Source organism: Dolichospermum sp. UHCC 0259 (assembly GCF_009711935.1).
GTDB lineage: Bacteria > Cyanobacteriota > Cyanobacteriia > Cyanobacteriales > Nostocaceae > Dolichospermum.
Genome location: NZ_VIKX01000301.1, coordinates 1 through 18,122, shown reverse-complemented (window position 1 = coordinate 18,122; position 18,122 = coordinate 1). Strand labels below are relative to the sequence as shown.

Sequence of the window (18,122 nt, the reverse complement as noted above, 5' to 3'; positions counted from 1 at the left end):
TGCCCCTCTGCTCCCCTGCTCCCCTGCCCTCTACCCCTGACTACTTACCAGTTACCAAATAGGGAGAATTAATGGGTTGAACACGACCAGCATTAACCAGGGCTTGATACACAAAAGCTGCAATATCGGCTCTGGTTGCTTGGCGCTGCGGTGCAAGCTCTTTAACATTAGGATAGTTAATGACTAATTGCCGTGAAGTTGCCGCTGCTACTGGACCAATTGCATAACTAGGAATTTGACTAGCATCAGTATAGAAGTTAATCACAGTTTGGGTAGTCGCAGTTAAACCCAAACCATTAGCTAAAGCGACTATTGCTTGCACTCTAGGAATTTGTTGTTCCGGTTTAAAAGTTAAATCAGGATAACCAGACAGGAACGGACTACTAGAAGCAGTTTGAATAGCACTATAAGCCCAATAATTGCTTCTTACATCTTTAAAAGTGATTGCTGTGCGTGTTGATGAAGGTTTGAAAGCCTTATTAATAATGGCAGCAAATTGAGCGCGAGTTACAGGTTCATTAGGTTTAAAACTACCATCTGGAAAACCAGCGATAATATTTTGAGAAGCTAAAGCTTCAATGTAAGCTTTTGCCCAGTAACCTGCTTGCACATCTTTAAACGCAGTATTACCATCAGTAGGTGTAGTCACCGTAGCCGCAACAAAATCCACAGCACCAAAAATCCGCTTCTCGTTGATATCGTTACCAATAGCGATAATTTTGCCAGTTTTAGTTGCATTGTTCAGGTCATAACGACCATTATCACGGATAAGATTACCACCAGGATTTTCATTCGTACCTAAGTCAGGAACTGCATTAATAGTAGCGACAATACCATCCCGTTTATTACTGCGAATGGCATTTTTACGAAGTATGGGTTTTGCCGTTTCCGAGATAAAAAGACCGTCTGTATTTTGGGTGATATTGTTACTTTCTAATAACGGTGTGGAACTACCACCAATCGCTACACCAAAACCAGTATCTTGAAATAAGTTGCCACGAATCACACCTTGAGACGATTTAGCTACGGAAATTCCATTGCCCTTATTTTGCAAAAAGATGTTATTTTCAATTTGGGGATTTCCCGTACCTGTCACAAAAATCCCTTCTCTGATGCTGTTAATAAAGGTACTATTTTTGATGACAGGGTTAGTGGATTCTACCCATACAGCCGTTCCCCGTGAATTGGGGTTGGTAAAAGTTAAACCTGTAATAGTGCTGTTATTGTTGGCTAACAGTGTAATATCCTGTCTCGCAAAAGTACGACTGGTGTAATAACCACCACCGATAATTAATGTTCCCTCACCCTTGTTGGATTCATTACCTTGAAGTGTTACTCCTGGGTTGAGGACTAGGGGGAATGTTTCGCCCTTATCCTTAGTATAGCTACCAGGGGCAACTTGAACTATCGTGCCTGATTGAGCTTTAGAAAGAGCAAAGGTGATGGTTTTATAGGGGGCTTCTGTAGTTCCATTGCCGGAAGTATCTTGTCCAGTGGCAGAGTTAACGTAAATGATAGTCCCACTAGCTGGTACTTGGGCTGTTAAGGTTGGGGACGCACCAGCTTTAAGTTGACTAGGTATGAGAGTAGAACTACCAGCAACTAAGAACAAAGCGGTGAGGCTGGTTTGTAAAGATAAACGAGAAATGTGAAAACCCTGATTTTTCATTTTTTTTACTGAATTATGTGCTTTTAATTATGGTACTTTCACAAGAGTGTAAGGTAACAGATATTCATCTGCAAAACTTATGACAAACTATACCTGATGATTAGCACTTATGCAGCTAAAATTATCCTGAAAAAAATAATGTATGGGAGGAGTCAGGAGTCAGGAGTCAGAATTAGAAGGAGATAAGTAATGGGACGGAATTAATTACACAATTTATTTTTCTGTTCCCTGTTCCCTGTTCCCTCAGCAATTCTCATTTTGAAAACGCCACGCTACGCTATCAGCAAGCCCTAATTATGATCCTTGTTCCCTGTTATACATAAAAATTGAGGATAAGATTTCTTATCCTCAAAGTTTTTGCTACAAACAGGTGGTAAATATTTGTTTTGTCAAAGGGTTAATAAGCTAAAGTTTCTAAAGTCTCTCTTAAATACATTTGGACTTGCTGATCTAGACGTAAACTTTGTAATTGGGCATTACATTCTAATTGCCATCTTTGAAAACCGGAACTAGCAGAAATCACGTATTTCAGGTTATGCCAAAATTGAGTATTAGCAGACAGTTGATGATTTATACGCTCACCATTGACATAGCCTTTGTTGTCGGTACTATGTGCGTAGTTGCTAGAAGTTGGAAATTGAGCCATAATTCCTCATTCCTTGTTGTTCACTTCCAGAGTTAGACAATTTGGGATTTTAGATTTCAGATTGATAATTTATTTCATATTCCAGAGAAAGACGTAAATCTAGTCACCCAAACCTAAAATTGAAAATTTTTGTTTAATCTGTTTTTAAGATAATGGTTTTATACAGGAAAATTCTGTCTCATTCATTACTAAATGCAGAATTTTCTGCGATAAATTTCTAAAACAACTTGTTCTTAATTAAACAGAGAATTTTTTTAAATTTATAGCCAACCCAGGGTGTTAAGACATCAATAAATAATGAAACTCTTACGAGAACAGGGTTTTACTTCTTCTTTCTTCTTTCTTCTTTCTTCTTTCTTCCTTCTTCCTTCTTTCTTCGTTTCTTCCTCCTGACTCCTGACTCCTGACTCCTGACTCCTTTAAACGGAGTGCTGAGTTTACATTATTTGAGTGTTGAACTCGAAACAGTCTCAATTCAACACTCATCAACTCAGCACTCAACGCTGGATGCACGTCACTACTTAGTCATAGTTAAAGTCCGACGTTTAGTTACCAATTGGTAGGATTCAATGATGTCATTTTCCACCCAGTCATGGAATTTATCAATGCCGATACCACATTCATAACCTGCGTTGACTTCACGGGCATCTTCTTTCATCCGTTTGAGGGAATCGAGAACACCTTCATAAACTACCTTATTGTGACGACGGACGCGCACTTTACAGTTGCGAACGAGTTTACCTGATTGCACATAACAACCGGCTACAGCACCACGACCAACTGGGAAGACAGCGCGGACTTCTGTTTGTCCCAAAGGTTCTTCCACCAATTCTGGTTCGAGGAGACCTTCTAAAGCATCTTGGATGTCTTCCAAGAGTTTATAGATGATGTTGTATTCCCGAACATCTATACCTGCGTCATCAGCAGCTTGTCTAGCACCACTGGCATAGGTGGTGTTGAAACCAATGATCACAGCGTTACTGGCAGCAGCTAAGTCTATGTCTGTTTCGGTGATTTCTCCAGCCGTAGCCAAGAGCATCCGAATTTGGACTTCGTTTTGAGGAATTTGGCGCAGAGAGCCGATAATGGCTTCCACAGAACCTTGTACGTCGCCTTTGAGGATGAGGTTGAGTTCTTTTAACTCGCCTTCTTGTGCTTGCGCTGACAGGGTGGTGAGGGTGACACGACCTTGTAACAATCGAGACTGACGTTGCTTATCGGCGCGATCGCTGGCTATAGAACGAGCTTCTTTTTCGTTTTCATAGACCTCGAAATCATCACCAGCAGCAGGGACATCACTTAAACCCAATACTTCCACAGCAAAGGATGGACTAGCGACATCTACACGCTTACCGCGATCATTGACCATAGCTCGGACTTTACCGAAGGCTGAACCAGCGACCAGCATATCTCCCACGTGGAGAGTACCGTTTTGAATCAGCAAGGTAGCAACTGCACCTTTCGCTTTATCCAAATGAGCCTCAATGACTGTTCCTTTTGCGACCCGATCTGGATTAGCGGATAGTTCGGCTACTTCCGACACCAACATAATCATTTCTAGGAGGGTATCGAGATTTTCGCCCTTAATGGCACTAACGGGAACCATGATGGTTTCACCACCCCAATCTTCGGCAGTTAGACCGTAATTTGTGAGTTCCTGTTTAACCCGCTCTGGTTGTGCGCCTTCTTTATCAATCTTGTTGATAGCAACAACAATGGGAACATCAGCAGCTTTAGCGTGGCTAATAGCTTCGATGGTTTGGGGACGAACACCGTCATCAGCAGCTACGACTAAAACGGCAATATCTGTCACCCTAGCTCCTCTGGCACGCATGGCAGTGAAGGCTTCGTGACCAGGAGTATCGAGGAAAACAATCTGCTGTGGTTTACCTTCATGGACGATATCAACATGATATGCGCCGATATGCTGGGTAATACCGCCAGCTTCTCCAGAAGCAACTTTGGTTTTACGAATTGAGTCGAGCAGGGTAGTTTTACCGTGATCTACGTGACCCATGATGGTGACAACTGGAGGACGACGAATCAGGTGATCCAAGTCGGCCACGTCAATCATTTCCGTGACTTTCCGGGCTTCAGCCTCGCGTTCGACGATTTCGACTTCTACTTCTAGTTCTTTGGCGACTAGAGTAATAGTGGGAATATCCAGATTTTGGGTGATACTGACGGCCATGCCTTTCATAAACAGGATTTTGACAATCTCTGTATCGGCAATTACTAAGGCATCAGCTAACTCTTGGACTGTTAATGGACCAGTGACAGCCAGTGTAGCTGGACGATCTGGTTTTTGCTCGACATTTTCTTGACGACGATTGTGGTCGCGGGAAGAACTAGATTTTTTGCCTCTGGTAGTAGGAGCAGCTACAACCGCTACAGTTGGCGCACCAGTACGAGTCCCTTTTGGTTTGGGAGGACGGGCAATGGAAAGACTAGCTTGGACGGTTGTGGAAATTTCTAGACCGTTTTCATCTAAATCATCTTCATCGAGTAAATCATCTTCTACGATTGGTTTAACCCGTTTACCCTTGGGTCCAATCTTAGCCTTTTCTTTGATTTCATCAATGATTTCTTCTTCTTGCCATTTCTTCCCACCTTTGTTCAAACGCGGGGGTGTAGGGCGTTTTAAATCGAGCAGATCGGGCGCAATTGGTGTTTCATCCAATGATTCTTTTTTCGCGCCGCCAGCATTATGCCGGGGTGGAGTTGCCGTAGGAATGGCTGCTGGTTCACCGGGGCGTGCAGGTCTAGGGCGTTGGATATCACCGCCAACGGATGGTCTGCCACTGCGTTGTTCTGGTCTGGTCGGTGCTGCTGCATTAGCCCGACTAGGTTTAGGTGGTGCAGATGGTGAACCTTGGTCAGATGAGGGTTTATTAACCTTACTTCTAACTGGTTGCCTGTCTTCCTCGACTCGCTGGGTGCGATCGCGTTTGAGCAGAGGTTTTTCCGATGTTCCGACTACCGGTGTTTCTGGCGATTTTGTGTCATCTACTCTGGCCGGGGGAGAAACCAATTGGGGTTTTTGCGGTTTCTCTGGTTTAGGTCTAGGAGTAGATATCTTCTCTGGTTTTTCCCCTCCTACCTTTTCCACCACTGATTGAGGATTGGATGCCTGTTCCGGTTGGGTAGGATTAGGTTTGAGGGGAGTCTCGGATTGATTCCGGGGAACTGGTCGAGTTGGTGCCGTCGGCTTCATAGATGAGACAGGTGTAGCGAAAGGCCGTGGAGGTGCAGGACTATTAGCCGCCTCAGTAGCGTCAGTAGCAACTGAAGTCTCTGGTGAGTTGGTAGTAGTGTTTCTCAATATTTTCGGTTTGCGAATTTCTAGAATTTGCTGTTTGTGATTGGCGCTGGGACGGTTTGCGGATGAATTTGGTTTATGGCCGTTTGTACTCTGTTCCTTTTTGGAGACTAAGTTCGCAGCAACAACTTTTTCGGCAGCGCTACGAATTTGTTCAGCCTCCGATTCGGAAATCGTACTACTATGGCTTTTGACCGCAATATCAAGCTGATCGCAAATTGCTAGTAGCTCTTTATTGTCCAAATTCAATTCCTTTGATAAGTCATAGATTCTAACTTTTCCGTTGTTCATCCACTCTTTCCCCTCTAATTTACAGTTTTAATGGATGGTTGCCTGGTTTGTGACATCTCCACCCTTTGATCACTGTTTTTTCGGTTGCCCTTGGTGATATTGCCGGTGCCTCCAGTTAGGAAAGAGAGATGTTTCGGGTTAATACTGACATCTCCACCAAGAATGATGGTTGATGCAGAACTGCGATTTGACGCTACCAGGTTGCCATTTTTGGTTTTTTTGTTTTGCTGATTTGTGAGTCTTCCACAATACAATCAAAAAAAAACTTGTTGGGAGTAATGCCTTGGATCTCACAAAAAAAGGAGATCGAGAAAGCACAGTTACATCCATTTACTATTTTGGCACTAACTTGAGCGATACTAAAGGTTATGGTCAGAGCGCGAATAGTTCGGCTTTTGTCATAATATCTTTAGAGATTATCGCAATTTTAGTTGTTACCATTAAATCTGATTTTGGCGATCGCTGTGATTTAGACGTTGCCACAATGCTTGATACACTGTGTCTGGCACTGTCCCATGCAGCGATCGCCCTAGTCTATTTTTTTTCTGAGCTACTTGCAGGCAACTCTCTTGCGGACAGATATAGGCAGAACGCCCCATGCCCTGATCTAATTGTACCTTTCCAGATGGAAAGACGCGGACAATCCGCCAAAACTCTTGTTTTAAGTTGACTTGACGACAACTAATACAACGCCGATAGTTCGGTTTCATCAGTCTTTTGCCAGATTAAGTTAGTTGTCAGTTGTCAGTGGTCAGTTGCAAAAGAATATTTTTCTCCCCTGCTCCCCTGCCCCCCTGCCCCCCTGCTCCCCTGCTCCCCATCCTTAGTGCCGACAACACTGGGAATTAATCTTCCTCGTTATTGTCAAATCTATCCTCATCCAATTCTAATTCCTCTGCCATTTCATCTTCTCGGTAAGACCGATCATCCTCATGATTTTGTTGTTGATTTTGCGCTCTCACCGCTGCAAATTTGATATCTTCAGCTTCCTGATCATATTTAGCCTGATCTTTAATATCAATTTTCCAACCAGTCAGACGGGCTGCTAACCGCACATTTTGCCCTTCTTTACCAATAGCCAAACTCAATTGATCTTCCGCCACCAAAACATGGGTTTGACGACTTTCTGGGTCCATCAATCTAACTTCATCTACCCGTGCTGGACTTAAAGCATTAGCAATATAGGTAGCTGGATCTGGAGACCAGCGAATCACATCTATTTTTTCACCACGTAATTCATTAACTACCACCTGGATTCGTGATCCCCTCGCACCAATACAAGCACCAACCGGGTCTACATCCCGATCTAAGGTATCAACAGCAATTTTTGTCCGGGGTCCCACATAACGAGAAGGAGGATTAGCTTCTCTCGCTACAGCCACAATTCGCACTACCTCATCCTCAATTTCTGGGACTTCATTGGCGAATAGATAAACTACCAAACCTGCATCAGCACGGGATACCATCAACTGTGGACCCCGTTGTTGTCCTTGGGAAACCTTTTTCAGATATACCTTAAAAGTTGCATTGGCACGATAGTTATCATTGGGTAACTGTTCTCGCTTGGGTAACTCCGCGTCTACCTCTGATTGTCCAAATCCACTACTCACAGCCAAAACCACAGACTGTCGTTCAAATCGCAATACTCTAGCCTGTAAAACCGTGCCTTCTAAGTCTTGAAACTCTTCCTGCACCATTTGACGTTGTTGATCTCGCAACTTTTGCGCCAATACTTGCTTAGTTTGCATAGCAGCCATGCGCCCAAATTCCCCCTGATCTGGGGTGACATCCAATACCACAGAATCTCCCAATTGAGCTTCAGGGGCTACTTGCTGTACCTCTTCTAAGGAAATTTGATGATCAGTATTACTAACTGCTTCAACAATAGTTTTGGTGGAAAGAACCCGAAATCCTTCACCCTCTATATCCAATTCCACTTCAAAGTTATTAAAATACTCTTCATCAAATTGTCTGCGTTCTAAATTTTGGGCGCGACGATAACGTTCGTAACCCTTAATTAAGGCTTCTCTAATAGCCGCTTGTACAGCCAAACGTGGCAAATTTCGTTCTTTGCTAATACTTTCAATTAGCTCTTTTAATCCAGATAAAGTCACCATTGACATACGCAGTCTCCTAAAATTTTATGTAAGCTAGTCAGCACAATTAGATAACTAGTGAGAAGTAATTGTTTTTTCACTACCAATTACTCCTTACCAATTACCAGTTACCAGTCCCTAATCCAAAGTCTAAAATCTAAAATTGATTAGCTACGCTCATCTATTTGTACTTTGGTAATGAGGTCACGGGGAATTTTTACTACCCGACCTTTTTGATTCAGGTAAACTGTGGTTTCATCCCGACGCACCAATAGACCTATCCACTCTTGCTGTTGTTCGTAGGGTGGGGAAGTGGAAATAACTACAGGAAATCCTTTGAAGGAAATAAACTCCCTGTCTGTTACCAGTTGCCGCGAAATACCAGGACTGGATACTTCCAATACATAAGCGTCTGGAATGATCTCTCCCGCATCTAATGAAGCTTCTAAGGCACGGCTCATCCTTTCACAATCATCCAGGCCAATGTCCTGTAAAGGATTAAAGATATCTACTCGCAAGACTGGGGGGCTTTGGTTCGTATGAAAAACTATACTAACAACTTCCAATCCTAGTTCTGCGGCTACTGGTGTCGCCAAATCAACAATTTGTGGTATTAAAGGATGAGTCATGGGAGAATTCAATAAAAAAAGTGGGCTTCAACCCACTTCCTGCGATAGGGATATCTTCCAAGAAGTATTGTGACGAACTGCATTAGTTCGCCCCTAAAATGAGTGTAGCTTATTTCTTCAGTTAGTCATGATAGACTTGAAGAAATGGTCATTGGTCATTGGTCATTGGTCATTGGGAAAATCTTTTTCTTTCTGTATTTTGCTTTTTGCCTCCAAATGTTAGGCAAATATCGTAAAGCTCCCCAGTTTTATCAACCAGGGAGCTAAAATTTTTAGTTCACCACAACGCCGTTTTACCTAAGTTTATGACCTGGTTAAACCAGGTGGGAACTGAGGGTTCTCATTTAAAGTTTCCGGGTACAAGCCCGGTATACTGCCACGAGAATTGTTTAGCTCCCTTGTTGTTAAAGACATAGATCAAAAAACTTGATGGCAGTCACCAATCGTCGTAGTGCAACTAACTCATTATAGCTTTGAAAAATAGTTTGTGTATTTATTTAGGGAAATTTTTGGCAAATTTTTGCTGGAGGATACCAGATAGATTCAATTTTGTGTACAATGTCTCTTGTTTCATTGAGAGGATCTTGGTCTAGTAGAACGGTGATATGTCCTAGTTTGCGTCCTGGACGAGCTTCTGTTTTGCCGTACCAGTGGACAGTAGCTTGGGGAATAGATGCCAGTTGTTGACGTTGTTTCTGGTAGTCACAATGGCTGCTTTCATATCCTAGCAAATTAACCATCACAGCACTAGCACAATGTAATCTAGTGTTGGTTAATGGTAAACTACACACGGCTCTCAGATGTAGTTCAAATTGGGAAGTTTCACAAGCATCCAGGGAAAAATGTCCAGAGTTATGGGTGCGTGGTGCTATTTCATTAATTAGGATTTTACCTTCGGCGGTGAGAAATAGTTCAATGCCACAGACTCCTACATATTGGAGGCTAGTTAATAGTTTATGGGCGATCGCTTCAATCTCTAAATTTTGCTCTTTGGTGATTTTAGCTGGGGCAATTACCCACCGACAAACCTGTTCTTCTTGGCGAGTTTCTACCGCTGGATAGATGACAATTTCCCCATTTACAGAACGTGCGGCAATTATCGCCAGTTCTTTGGTAAAAGGCACAAATTCTTCGACTAAAAACTGGGTATGACTTTGATTAACTATTTTTGATAAAGTTGCAAAATCGGGAATGATAAAAGTTCCTTGACCATCATATCCATGTCTTCTCGCTTTGACAACCACCGGAAACCCCAAGTTTTCAATCTGAGATTCTACCGCTTTTTCCCCTGATAATGCCAAAAACTGGGGAACTGGTAAACCTAAATCCCGTAAATAGCACCGTTGTTCATATTTATCTAACAGAGGTGCTAAAGCTGCTAAGGTCGGACGAAAACAAACACCCTGTTTTTCTAGCAGTGATAAGGCAGCAAGATCCACAAACTCGTTTTCAAAGGTAACGATATCACACTTTGTTGCTAAAGTTTTTGTGGCTGCGGCATCATCAACTGCGGCAAAAATGCTATGTTGGGCAATAGATACGGCTGGATCATTTGCACTAGGAGTTTGGACTATTAATTCTACTCCCAGCTTGTTTGCTGCATCTTTCATCATCCAAGCCAGTTGTCCACCACCAATTATACCAAGTTTTATTGACATCCTAACGACTCACGAGTTTCTACACCAGTCTGAGAATTTACACCGCTGGCTTTTTGACATAGCTCTTTAATTTGCGCTTTATCTAAAATTGCTTCTGTAAAATCTGCACCTGTGATATTAACATCTGTAAAGACAGTGCGGAGTAAAAGAGCTTCAATTAAAACGGCATTACTTAAATCAGCACCCGTTAATTTTACCTCATTCATCATCGCATTGGTTAAATCTGCTCCATGTAAATTTGCCTTGGTCATAACTGAAGCGCTGAAAACTGTTCCTCGCAAATCCGCACCTGTAAAGTTAGCCATTTCCAAGTTAGCGTTAGAAAATTCCGCAGCTTGTAAGCTTTGTCCAGAAAAGTCTTGTCTTGACAGTTCTGCATTACTATATGATAAAGGGTGAGTCCAGTCTGCTAATGCTGTTTGTGGGATGCACCAAAGCATAATTCCCAAAATCAATCCTAAGCTCTTTTGCCAAAACATAGTTGATGATTCCCAATTAGTGATTGATAATTATTTCAGTTTTACATAAACGTTAATATTTTGTAATAACGTTTTTGGTGATTACTCCTTTTTCTAAATTCTAACTGTTGCTGATTCTGGAAAAAGATGGCATTATTACCCAGGAAGGATTTTACTATTTACAATAATTCATTAAATTTGATGACAAGTAAAGTTTTTTATCTTTTAAAGTCTAGTAGTGAAAAAAACTGATATTGTAGTTAGTCATAGGGCGAGGTTTTCTGATGCCTAAAAATACTTGATAAACATTTAAATGTTGACATGAAATTGAATATCATCAGCAACGATTATAGCGAGTATGTACTTAAATAAGGTAAGAATTTTATGGGAAAAATTATCCAGTCAAAGATTTTTATCACTGACTGCTGCTATATCTGACTTAGAATCTTGAAGTTATTAAAATTGACGGACAGCATACATCAATAATACAAAATTGGTATTTATATGATAAATCATTACTCTATTCAATGGATTGAAGCATGGTGCTTAGAAAATGGCTGGACAGATTTATTTGTCGAAAGACGTGGTAACTACTGGGCGTTTCCTCCAGGAGGAGTGATGCCAGAACCAATCCCCATGAATGTGTTAAGAGTAATTAAAGAAGAAAACGGCTTAACCAATCAGGAAATTTACTGGGCTTGTGCTGCCATATCCACCACTATTTTAGCAGTGATTTATACTTTTTGGTGGAAATGCCCGATTCCTTTAGTTTTGTCTTTTGCGTTTAATGCGGTAACTGTGGCACAGTTTGAACCAGAGGATGTTTAAATTTTTGTTTCAATAATTGATATAAACTGCTTTTGTTTACTGTGTTTAACAGGAGTAGTTTTTATGATTGTTCCTACACTAATTCCAAAACCTAATATGAGTAGTATGAGTATAGTTGTGAATGAGTCTTCAGCCAGAGCCACAGCCTGAAACACAGAATTTCTCTCTCGATATCGAAACCAAAGAAAAGCCCCCAAGTTGCACAGCAGAGAAAGTACATAATCACTTATTTTGAAATAAGGTATAGCCCAAGTTATAGTCTTAGCCACCACCCCAGCCGTTAAAAACAGTGATAATTTGCGTTAGTTTTTCCCCCAACCAGTTCGCTTTAAACTCCAAAATTGTTTCACTAAAATCAATTCCCGGTACACGAATAACATCAAGTGGTTTGAGTGCTTCTAAAGCTGCTTCTGCATTAGTAAAACGTTCTTTTTGTTTCGGTTGTACCATCTTTTCTAACAAACCGATAAACCGCAAACTCAACCGAGGTAAAAGATGACGAAAGTTAATCAAATAAGGATCATCTTCATCTTGTAATTGATCTATTTTTGTTGATTTAATTCCTGTAAGTAAACAGATCAAAGTTGCACCCAAAGCATACAAATTTGTAGCGTCTGTTGGCTTAAACATTTGCTTTGGGGTAATAAAGCCAGGAGTTCCTTTAAATACACTACTTCCAGCCACATCATGACTACCAATACGAGCAAAACCAAAGTCAATTAAATAAACATTGATTTGTTCATCTACTAAAATGTTTTCTGGTTTAATATCTCGATGAATTACAGACGGAATCCGATTTTGTAAATAGACAAGAATTTCTAAAACCTTAACAGCAATTTGTTTAATTTCTTCGGGTGAAAAACTGCGAGTTTCTGCTAAAGTGGAAGCATTAATATATTGTTGAACTAGACAAAAACCATCATCTGTCGCAAAAGAATTTAAATAACTGGGAATACCAGGATGATCTAATCCTTTAAGTATCTGTATTTCTCGTTCGTGGGCTTCTGAACCAGACCAACTTGAACCCGCTTGAGCAAAACAAAACTGTTTGATTACCTCTGGTTGCCTTGTGTTAATATTTGTTGCTAACCAAGTAATTCTACCACCTTCGCGGTTGCGTCCTAGTTCTCTAATAACCTGATAGCCTTGTTCTTGGAAATTTGGAATCATATTTATAAGAGGAAATAAGTATAATAGTGTATGTTGATTTTACTATAAGTAGGGGTTGTTAAAAATCAGGCTGTGAAAGCTACGCTATCGGCGACTGGAAGTCGCTACTACACAAACAAAGTCCACTTTCGTGGACTAATAAAAAATCAAGGTTTTGCCCGTGTAGCCGCGACTTACAGTCGCCCAGAGATGTATGAATTTAGACTTTTCAAACAACCTCTAAGGTTTGTTACTATTGAAGTTGGAGGGAAAGATTCAGTATCTTCTACTTTAGGTCAAGATGCGACATAACAAGTTAAAAAATAATTAGTATATTTAAACATGGCGATTTTACACGGAACTTGGATAATAAATCATCAAAATAGCTATTTCTTTATTTGGGGAGAAACTTGGCGTTCTTCACAGGTGCAGACTGAAGTATCTGCTGAGATTCATTTACATCCATTGGCTATGAACTCGGTAGAATTAAATGAATGGTTAGAATCATCTAATTTATCAATTGCTAATTTAATTCAGCCATCTCCTAATACTAAACAAAGACTTAAAAGTAAACCACCAACAGAAACAAAATCACCTATTCATTCACAAATAATTTCTTTACCAACTTATTTTGTGGAAAATAACAAATCAGAACTTACAACAATTTCCCCAGTTCATTCTGTCAGCGTGGATATAGACTCCTCATCTCCACAATATTTACATCCTTGGAAAATTGATGGTTTTTGTCTCACTCCAGCATTAGCAATTCAATTTCTCTCATCTTTACCTTTGAGTACAAATGATAGTAAAGCGGCTTTATTAGGAGCAGATATTCATTTTTGGGTACATATTTACAGATGGCATTTAGATTTGATTTCTCGTTGTAAATTTCTACCAACTGTTGAGAAACAAGATAGTAATTTAATGGCGAAATGGCAGGTACTTTTAGATAGTGCAATAGATGTCACTAGGTTAGAGAAATTCGCCTCACAAATGCCTTTGGTTTGTCGCACATATCAACAAACTACGGAAAATATCGCCATTGATTTACCATTATTACCTCAAGAATTAATATTATCATTTCTCAATAGCATTACAGATAATCAATTGCGGTTAATGGTTGGTTCTCAATCTCCCCTTGAACCTAGAATGATGATGTCTTTACCAGTGGCATTACAGCAATGGTTACAAGGATTAATTAATGCAAATAATACAATTGATTTAGCAGGAGGAGAACGTTTAGAAACTACATTAAAAGCTTGGACTTTACCCTTACAATATCAACTTACAGGCAAAGCTTTATTTAGAACTTGTTTTCAATTGCTGCCTCCAGAAAATGAAGAACCAAATTGGATTTTAAAGTATTTTCTCCAAGCCGCAGATAACCCAGAATTTTTAATAGACGCAGCGACAATTTGGCATCAACCTGTAGAAAAATTAGTTTATCAAAATCGGACAATTGAACAACCTCAAGAAACATTTTTGCGAGGTTTGGGTTTAGCTTCTCGATTGTATCCCATCATTACCCCCAGTTTAGAAACTGCATCTCCCGAATTTTGTCATCTCACCCCCACACAAGCTTATGACTTTATCAAAGCTGTAACTTGGAGATTTGAAGATAGCGGTTTAGGAGTAATTTTACCTCCTAGTTTAGCAAATCGGGAAGGGTGGGCAAATCGTTTGGGGTTAAAAATTAGTGCGGAAACTCCTCAACAAAAATCGGGACGTTTGGGTTTACAAAGTTTATTGAATTTTCAATGGAATTTAGCAATTGGTGGACAAACAATTTCTAAACCTCAGTTTGATAAATTGGTAAAATTAAATAGTCCTTTAGTCGAAATTAATGGGGAATGGGTAGAATTGCGTCCTCAAGATATTAAAACTGCTCAAACCTTTTTTACCTCTCGCAAAGAACAAATGTCACTTTCTTTAGAAGATGCTTTACGCATTAGTAAAGGAGATACTCAAGTAATTGAAAAATTACCTGTTGTAAGTTTTGAAGCTTCTGGTGCATTGGAAGAATTAATTGGGGCATTAACTAATAATCAAGAAATTCAAACTTTAACAACACCAAAAAGTTTTCAAGGAGAATTACGTCCTTATCAAGAAAGAGGTGTAGCTTGGTTAGCATTTTTAGAAAGATGGGGTTTGGGCGCTTGTTTAGCGGACGATATGGGATTAGGTAAGTCGGTGCAGTTTATAGTTTTCCTACTTCATCTCCAAGAACAAAACGCATTAGAAAAACCAACGCTTTTAGTTTGTCCTACTTCTGTTATGGGCAATTGGCAAAAAGAAGTAAAGAAGTTTGCCCCGACGCTTAAAGTTCTAGAATATCACGGTGATAAACGTCCTAAAGGTAAAGCATTTACAGAAGCCGTTAATAAACACGATATAGTAATTACTAGCTATTCATTGATTCACCGCGATATTAAATTATTAAAAGCAGTTGAATGGCAAATAATTGTTTTAGACGAAGCCCAAAATGTCAAAAATTCCGAAGCTAAACAATCACAAGCAGTCCGACAATTAGAAACTACATTTCGCATTGCTTTAACAGGTACACCTGTAGAAAATAGATTACAAGAATTATGGTCTATTTTAGATTTTCTCAATCCTGGTTATTTAGGGAATAAACAATTTTTCCAAAGACGGTTTGCTATGCCTATTGAAAAGTATGGTGATACTGCTTCTTTAAATCAATTACGTTCCTTAGTTCAACCTTTTATTTTGCGACGCTTAAAAAGTGATAAAGACATTATTCAAGACTTGCCAGATAAGCAAGAAATGACGGTTTTTTGTGGATTAACTTCCGAACAAGCTACACTATATCAAGAATTAGTAGATGAATCTTTAGTAGAAATTGAATCTGCGGAAGGTTTGCAACGTCGGGGGATGATTTTAGGATTATTAGTAAAGCTAAAACAAATCTGTAATCATCCTTCCCAATATTTAAAATTAGCAAGTTTAGAAAAACATCATTCTGCTAAATTGCAAAGACTAGAGGAAATGTTAGATGAGGTGATAGCAGAAGGAGACCGCGCTTTAATTTTCACCCAATTTGCGGAATGGGGTAAGTTACTCAAACCGCATTTAGAAAAACAATTAGGAAGAGAAATATTCTTTTTATATGGTAGTACCAGTAAAAAGCAAAGAGAAGAAATGATTGATAGATTCCAACATGACCCCCAAGGACCACCAATTATGATTTTATCTTTAAAAGCTGGTGGTGTGGGCTTAAATTTAACTAGGGCAAATCATGTTTTTCACTTTGATAGATGGTGGAATCCCGCAGTAGAAAATCAAGCCACAGATAGAGTCTTTAGAATTGGTCAAACTCGTAATGTTCAAGTTCATAAATTTGTCTGTACTGGAACTTTAGAAGAAAAAATAAATGATATGATAGAAAGCAAAAAACAATTAGCCGAACAAGTTGTAGGTGCAGGAGAAGATTGGTTAACGGAAATGGATACAGATCAACTTCGTAATTTATTAATATTAGACCGGAATGCAGTCATTGAAGAAGATGAAGTTTAAGGGGTTCTTCGGTTATTGGTATGAAAAACTTGGTTTAAAATCATTAAAAGCCTTATCCTGGTGGAATTTCATTTCAAAAAAGAGAAAATAATGGACATTTAACATTCTTTCTGTGGGTGGTGAAAATGAACGCCGGGATAAGGAAGTGAAATTAGAACTTTATGCTTCTAGGGGTTTGCAGGAATATTGGATTGTTGATTGGCAAAAGGCAACTTTAATATTAATCGAAATCTTGTTTGCTGACGATGAATTGACATCACCCTTATTTTCTGATTTGGTTTGTCTTGTTGGTAGTTTGTTTGTTTAAATTGATAAAAATGCCGGGGACACAATTCCCCAACTTTTAATCAGATTGTGGGAAAATAGCATTCTATTGGTACAGGCACAAAAATCCAGAAAGTGATTACAATACTTAAGATGAAATATAATTCTCTTGAGTGACTAAAGTTATGGAAAATTTTGTTTTTTACAACCCAGTTAAAATCCTGTTTGGTAAGGGTCAAATCGCTAATATTGGTTCAGAAATCCCGACAGATGCGAAAATTCTAATTACCTACGGTGGTGGTAGTATTAAAGCTAACGGGGTTTATGATCAAGTCAAGTCGGCATTAGCTGGTAGAAATGTATTTGAATTTGGCGGTATTGAACCTAATCCTCATTTTGAAACTTTGATGCAGGCGGTTGAGTTAATCCGCAAAGAAGGGATTGATTTTCTCTTGGCTGTGGGTGGCGGTTCTGTTGCAGACGGAACTAAGTTTATCGCGGCGGCTGTTCCTTTTGTGGGAGACCCTTGGGATATTTTAGCAAAGCACGCACCAGTAACTGCGGCTTTACCAATGGGGGTGGTTTTGACTTTACCTGCGACTGGTTCAGAAATGAATACAAGTTCAGTTGTGACGAAATGGGAAACTAAGGAAAAGTTATTTTTCGCTAGTCCCTTGGTGTTTCCGAAATTTTCGGTTCTTGACCCAGAAACAACTTTTTCCCTGCCTCCTCGGCAAATTGGCAATGGTATTGTTGATGCTTTTACTCATGTGATGGAGCAGTATTTGACCTATCCTGTGAATGCACCATTACAAGACCGTATGGCTGAATCAATTTTACAAACTTTGATTTCCGAGGGTCCAAAAACTTTAGCTAATCCTACAGATTATGAGGCGCGGGCAAATTTGGTTTGGTCGGCGACAATGGCATTAAATGGGTTAATTGCGACTGGTGTGCCTCAAGACTGGACGACTCACATGATAGGCCATGAGTTGACAGCGTTGCATGGTATGGATCATGCTCAAACTTTGGCGGTTGTGTTACCTGGAACTTTGACGATTAGACGCGATCGCAAATGGCAAAAACTTCTACAATATGCAGATAGAGTTTGGCAAATTGTCGGTGGTTCGGAGGAAGAACGGGTAAATGCTGCAATTACTAAAACTCGTGATTTCTTTGAATCAGTTGGTGTTCGCACTCATTTGTCTGATTATGGTGTGGGAGTAGAAACTATTCCCGCAGTTATCAAGAATTTAGAAAAACATGGGATGACGGCTTTGGGGGAAAATAAAGATGTTAACCCGCAAGTTGTGGAACAGATTTTAGCTCTTTGTGCTTAAAAGTTAAATCCGCAGGTCAGACCTTTGATTGTTTGTCTGGCCTGCATTAAGTGGTTCTGCGGATAAATTGGTATATGATGTTCTATGTTGTCCATTGTATGATTACCTCCTGATCTGGATTATATTCCTATTCTTCATTATCACTAAAATCAGGTCAACACCAAGAGCGCGTAATGGTGCTGCATTTTATCAAAACCACAATTAGTAAATTCCGGCTCTTGCGCCTCTTTTATGGAGAAAA

The 18,122-nt window shown here is 39.9% G+C and carries 15 protein-coding genes and 1 other RNA gene; 5 read left to right on the top strand and 11 right to left on the bottom strand.

Annotated elements, in window-relative coordinates; translation table 11 throughout:
* Positions 1–40 precede the first annotated feature (40 nt).
* The 10 genes from FJR05_RS24425 to FJR05_RS24375 form a co-directional block, all read right to left on the bottom strand.
* Positions 41–1,669, bottom strand: coding sequence for a DUF1565 domain-containing protein (locus tag FJR05_RS24425; RefSeq protein WP_168646498.1), 1,629 nt, complete (start codon positions 1,667–1,669; stop codon positions 41–43).
* 397 nt (positions 1,670–2,066) lie between these two features.
* Positions 2,067–2,315 (bottom strand): hypothetical protein, encoded by a 249-nt coding sequence (locus FJR05_RS24420; protein ID WP_168646486.1) that lies wholly within the window; start codon positions 2,313–2,315, stop codon positions 2,067–2,069.
* A gap of 306 nt (positions 2,316–2,621) precedes the next feature.
* A complete protein-coding gene (locus FJR05_RS24415) occupies positions 2,622–2,801 on the bottom strand; it encodes a hypothetical protein (RefSeq protein WP_168646497.1) in 180 nt (59 codons plus the stop codon).
* Between the two features lie 31 nt (positions 2,802–2,832).
* Complete coding sequence (infB, locus tag FJR05_RS24410) at positions 2,833–5,925, bottom strand: translation initiation factor IF-2 (protein WP_168646500.1); 3,093 nt, start codon at positions 5,923–5,925, stop codon at positions 2,833–2,835.
* 440 nt (positions 5,926–6,365) lie between these two features.
* Positions 6,366–6,635 (bottom strand): YlxR family protein, encoded by a 270-nt coding sequence (locus FJR05_RS24400; protein ID WP_168646496.1) that lies wholly within the window; start codon positions 6,633–6,635, stop codon positions 6,366–6,368.
* Between the two features lie 135 nt (positions 6,636–6,770).
* Entirely contained in the window at positions 6,771–8,048 is a 1,278-nt protein-coding gene (gene nusA / locus FJR05_RS24395) for a transcription termination factor NusA (protein WP_174783843.1), read from the bottom strand.
* A gap of 140 nt (positions 8,049–8,188) precedes the next feature.
* Positions 8,189–8,650, bottom strand: coding sequence for a ribosome maturation factor RimP (rimP, locus tag FJR05_RS24390; protein WP_168646494.1), 462 nt, complete (start codon positions 8,648–8,650; stop codon positions 8,189–8,191).
* 273 nt (positions 8,651–8,923) lie between these two features.
* A non-coding RNA gene (gene ssrS, locus FJR05_RS24385) (6S RNA) lies at positions 8,924–9,108 on the bottom strand.
* A gap of 39 nt (positions 9,109–9,147) precedes the next feature.
* Positions 9,148–10,308, bottom strand: coding sequence for a 5-(carboxyamino)imidazole ribonucleotide synthase (locus FJR05_RS24380; RefSeq protein WP_168646493.1), 1,161 nt, complete (start codon positions 10,306–10,308; stop codon positions 9,148–9,150).
* On the bottom strand, positions 10,299–10,787 hold the full coding sequence (locus FJR05_RS24375) for a pentapeptide repeat-containing protein (protein ID WP_168646492.1): 489 nt from the start codon (positions 10,785–10,787) through the stop codon (positions 10,299–10,301). Before FJR05_RS24375 ends, FJR05_RS24380 begins: the two co-directional genes overlap by 10 nt.
* A 483-nt stretch (positions 10,788–11,270) precedes the next feature.
* On the opposite strand from FJR05_RS24375, the gene FJR05_RS24370 reads away from it, so the two are divergent.
* Positions 11,271–11,594 (top strand): hypothetical protein, encoded by a 324-nt coding sequence (locus FJR05_RS24370; protein ID WP_168646491.1) that lies wholly within the window; start codon positions 11,271–11,273, stop codon positions 11,592–11,594.
* 261 nt (positions 11,595–11,855) lie between these two features.
* Here the strand turns inward: FJR05_RS24370 and FJR05_RS24365 are convergent, their stop codons facing one another.
* Positions 11,856–12,764 (bottom strand): serine/threonine-protein kinase, encoded by a 909-nt coding sequence (locus FJR05_RS24365; protein WP_168646490.1) that lies wholly within the window; start codon positions 12,762–12,764, stop codon positions 11,856–11,858.
* A 72-nt stretch (positions 12,765–12,836) separates the two neighbouring features.
* Between FJR05_RS24365 and FJR05_RS24360 the strand changes: the two genes are divergently transcribed.
* The 4 genes from FJR05_RS24360 to FJR05_RS24345 all read left to right on the top strand — a co-directional run bounded on the left by FJR05_RS24360 (position 12,837) and on the right by FJR05_RS24345 (position 17,881).
* Positions 12,837–13,055, top strand: coding sequence for a hypothetical protein (locus tag FJR05_RS24360; protein ID WP_168646489.1), 219 nt, complete (start codon positions 12,837–12,839; stop codon positions 13,053–13,055).
* Between the two features lie 30 nt (positions 13,056–13,085).
* Positions 13,086–16,277: a DEAD/DEAH box helicase gene (locus tag FJR05_RS24355; protein ID WP_168646488.1), complete on the top strand. Its 3,192-nt coding sequence runs from the start codon at positions 13,086–13,088 to the stop codon at positions 16,275–16,277.
* 112 nt (positions 16,278–16,389) lie between these two features.
* Positions 16,390–16,584, top strand: coding sequence for a Uma2 family endonuclease (locus FJR05_RS24350; RefSeq protein ID WP_371416941.1), 195 nt, complete (start codon positions 16,390–16,392; stop codon positions 16,582–16,584).
* Between the two features lie 142 nt (positions 16,585–16,726).
* A complete protein-coding gene (locus FJR05_RS24345) occupies positions 16,727–17,881 on the top strand; it encodes an iron-containing alcohol dehydrogenase (protein ID WP_168646487.1) in 1,155 nt (384 codons plus the stop codon).
* Positions 17,882–18,122: the final 241 nt, after the last annotated feature.

Excerpts from the sequence above, each read along its gene's own strand:
- FJR05_RS24425 (WP_168646498.1), bottom strand. The coding sequence starts at position 1,669 with ATGAAAAATCAGGGTTTTCACATTTCTCGTTTATCTTTACAAACCAGC.
- FJR05_RS24420 (WP_168646486.1), bottom strand. The coding sequence starts at position 2,315 with ATGGCTCAATTTCCAACTTCTAGCAACTACGCACATAGTACCGACAAC.
- FJR05_RS24415 (WP_168646497.1), bottom strand. The coding sequence starts at position 2,801 with ATGAGTGTTGAATTGAGACTGTTTCGAGTTCAACACTCAAATAATGTA.
- infB (WP_168646500.1), bottom strand. The coding sequence starts at position 5,925 with ATGAACAACGGAAAAGTTAGAATCTATGACTTATCAAAGGAATTGAAT.
- FJR05_RS24400 (WP_168646496.1), bottom strand. The coding sequence starts at position 6,635 with ATGAAACCGAACTATCGGCGTTGTATTAGTTGTCGTCAAGTCAACTTA.
- nusA (WP_174783843.1), bottom strand. The coding sequence starts at position 8,048 with ATGTCAATGGTGACTTTATCTGGATTAAAAGAGCTAATTGAAAGTATT.
- rimP (WP_168646494.1), bottom strand. The coding sequence starts at position 8,650 with ATGACTCATCCTTTAATACCACAAATTGTTGATTTGGCGACACCAGTA.
- FJR05_RS24380 (WP_168646493.1), bottom strand. The coding sequence starts at position 10,308 with ATGTCAATAAAACTTGGTATAATTGGTGGTGGACAACTGGCTTGGATG.
- FJR05_RS24375 (WP_168646492.1), bottom strand. The coding sequence starts at position 10,787 with ATGTTTTGGCAAAAGAGCTTAGGATTGATTTTGGGAATTATGCTTTGG.
- FJR05_RS24370 (WP_168646491.1), top strand. The coding sequence starts at position 11,271 with ATGATAAATCATTACTCTATTCAATGGATTGAAGCATGGTGCTTAGAA.
- FJR05_RS24365 (WP_168646490.1), bottom strand. The coding sequence starts at position 12,764 with ATGATTCCAAATTTCCAAGAACAAGGCTATCAGGTTATTAGAGAACTA.
- FJR05_RS24355 (WP_168646488.1), top strand. The coding sequence starts at position 13,086 with ATGGCGATTTTACACGGAACTTGGATAATAAATCATCAAAATAGCTAT.
- FJR05_RS24345 (WP_168646487.1), top strand. The coding sequence starts at position 16,727 with ATGGAAAATTTTGTTTTTTACAACCCAGTTAAAATCCTGTTTGGTAAG.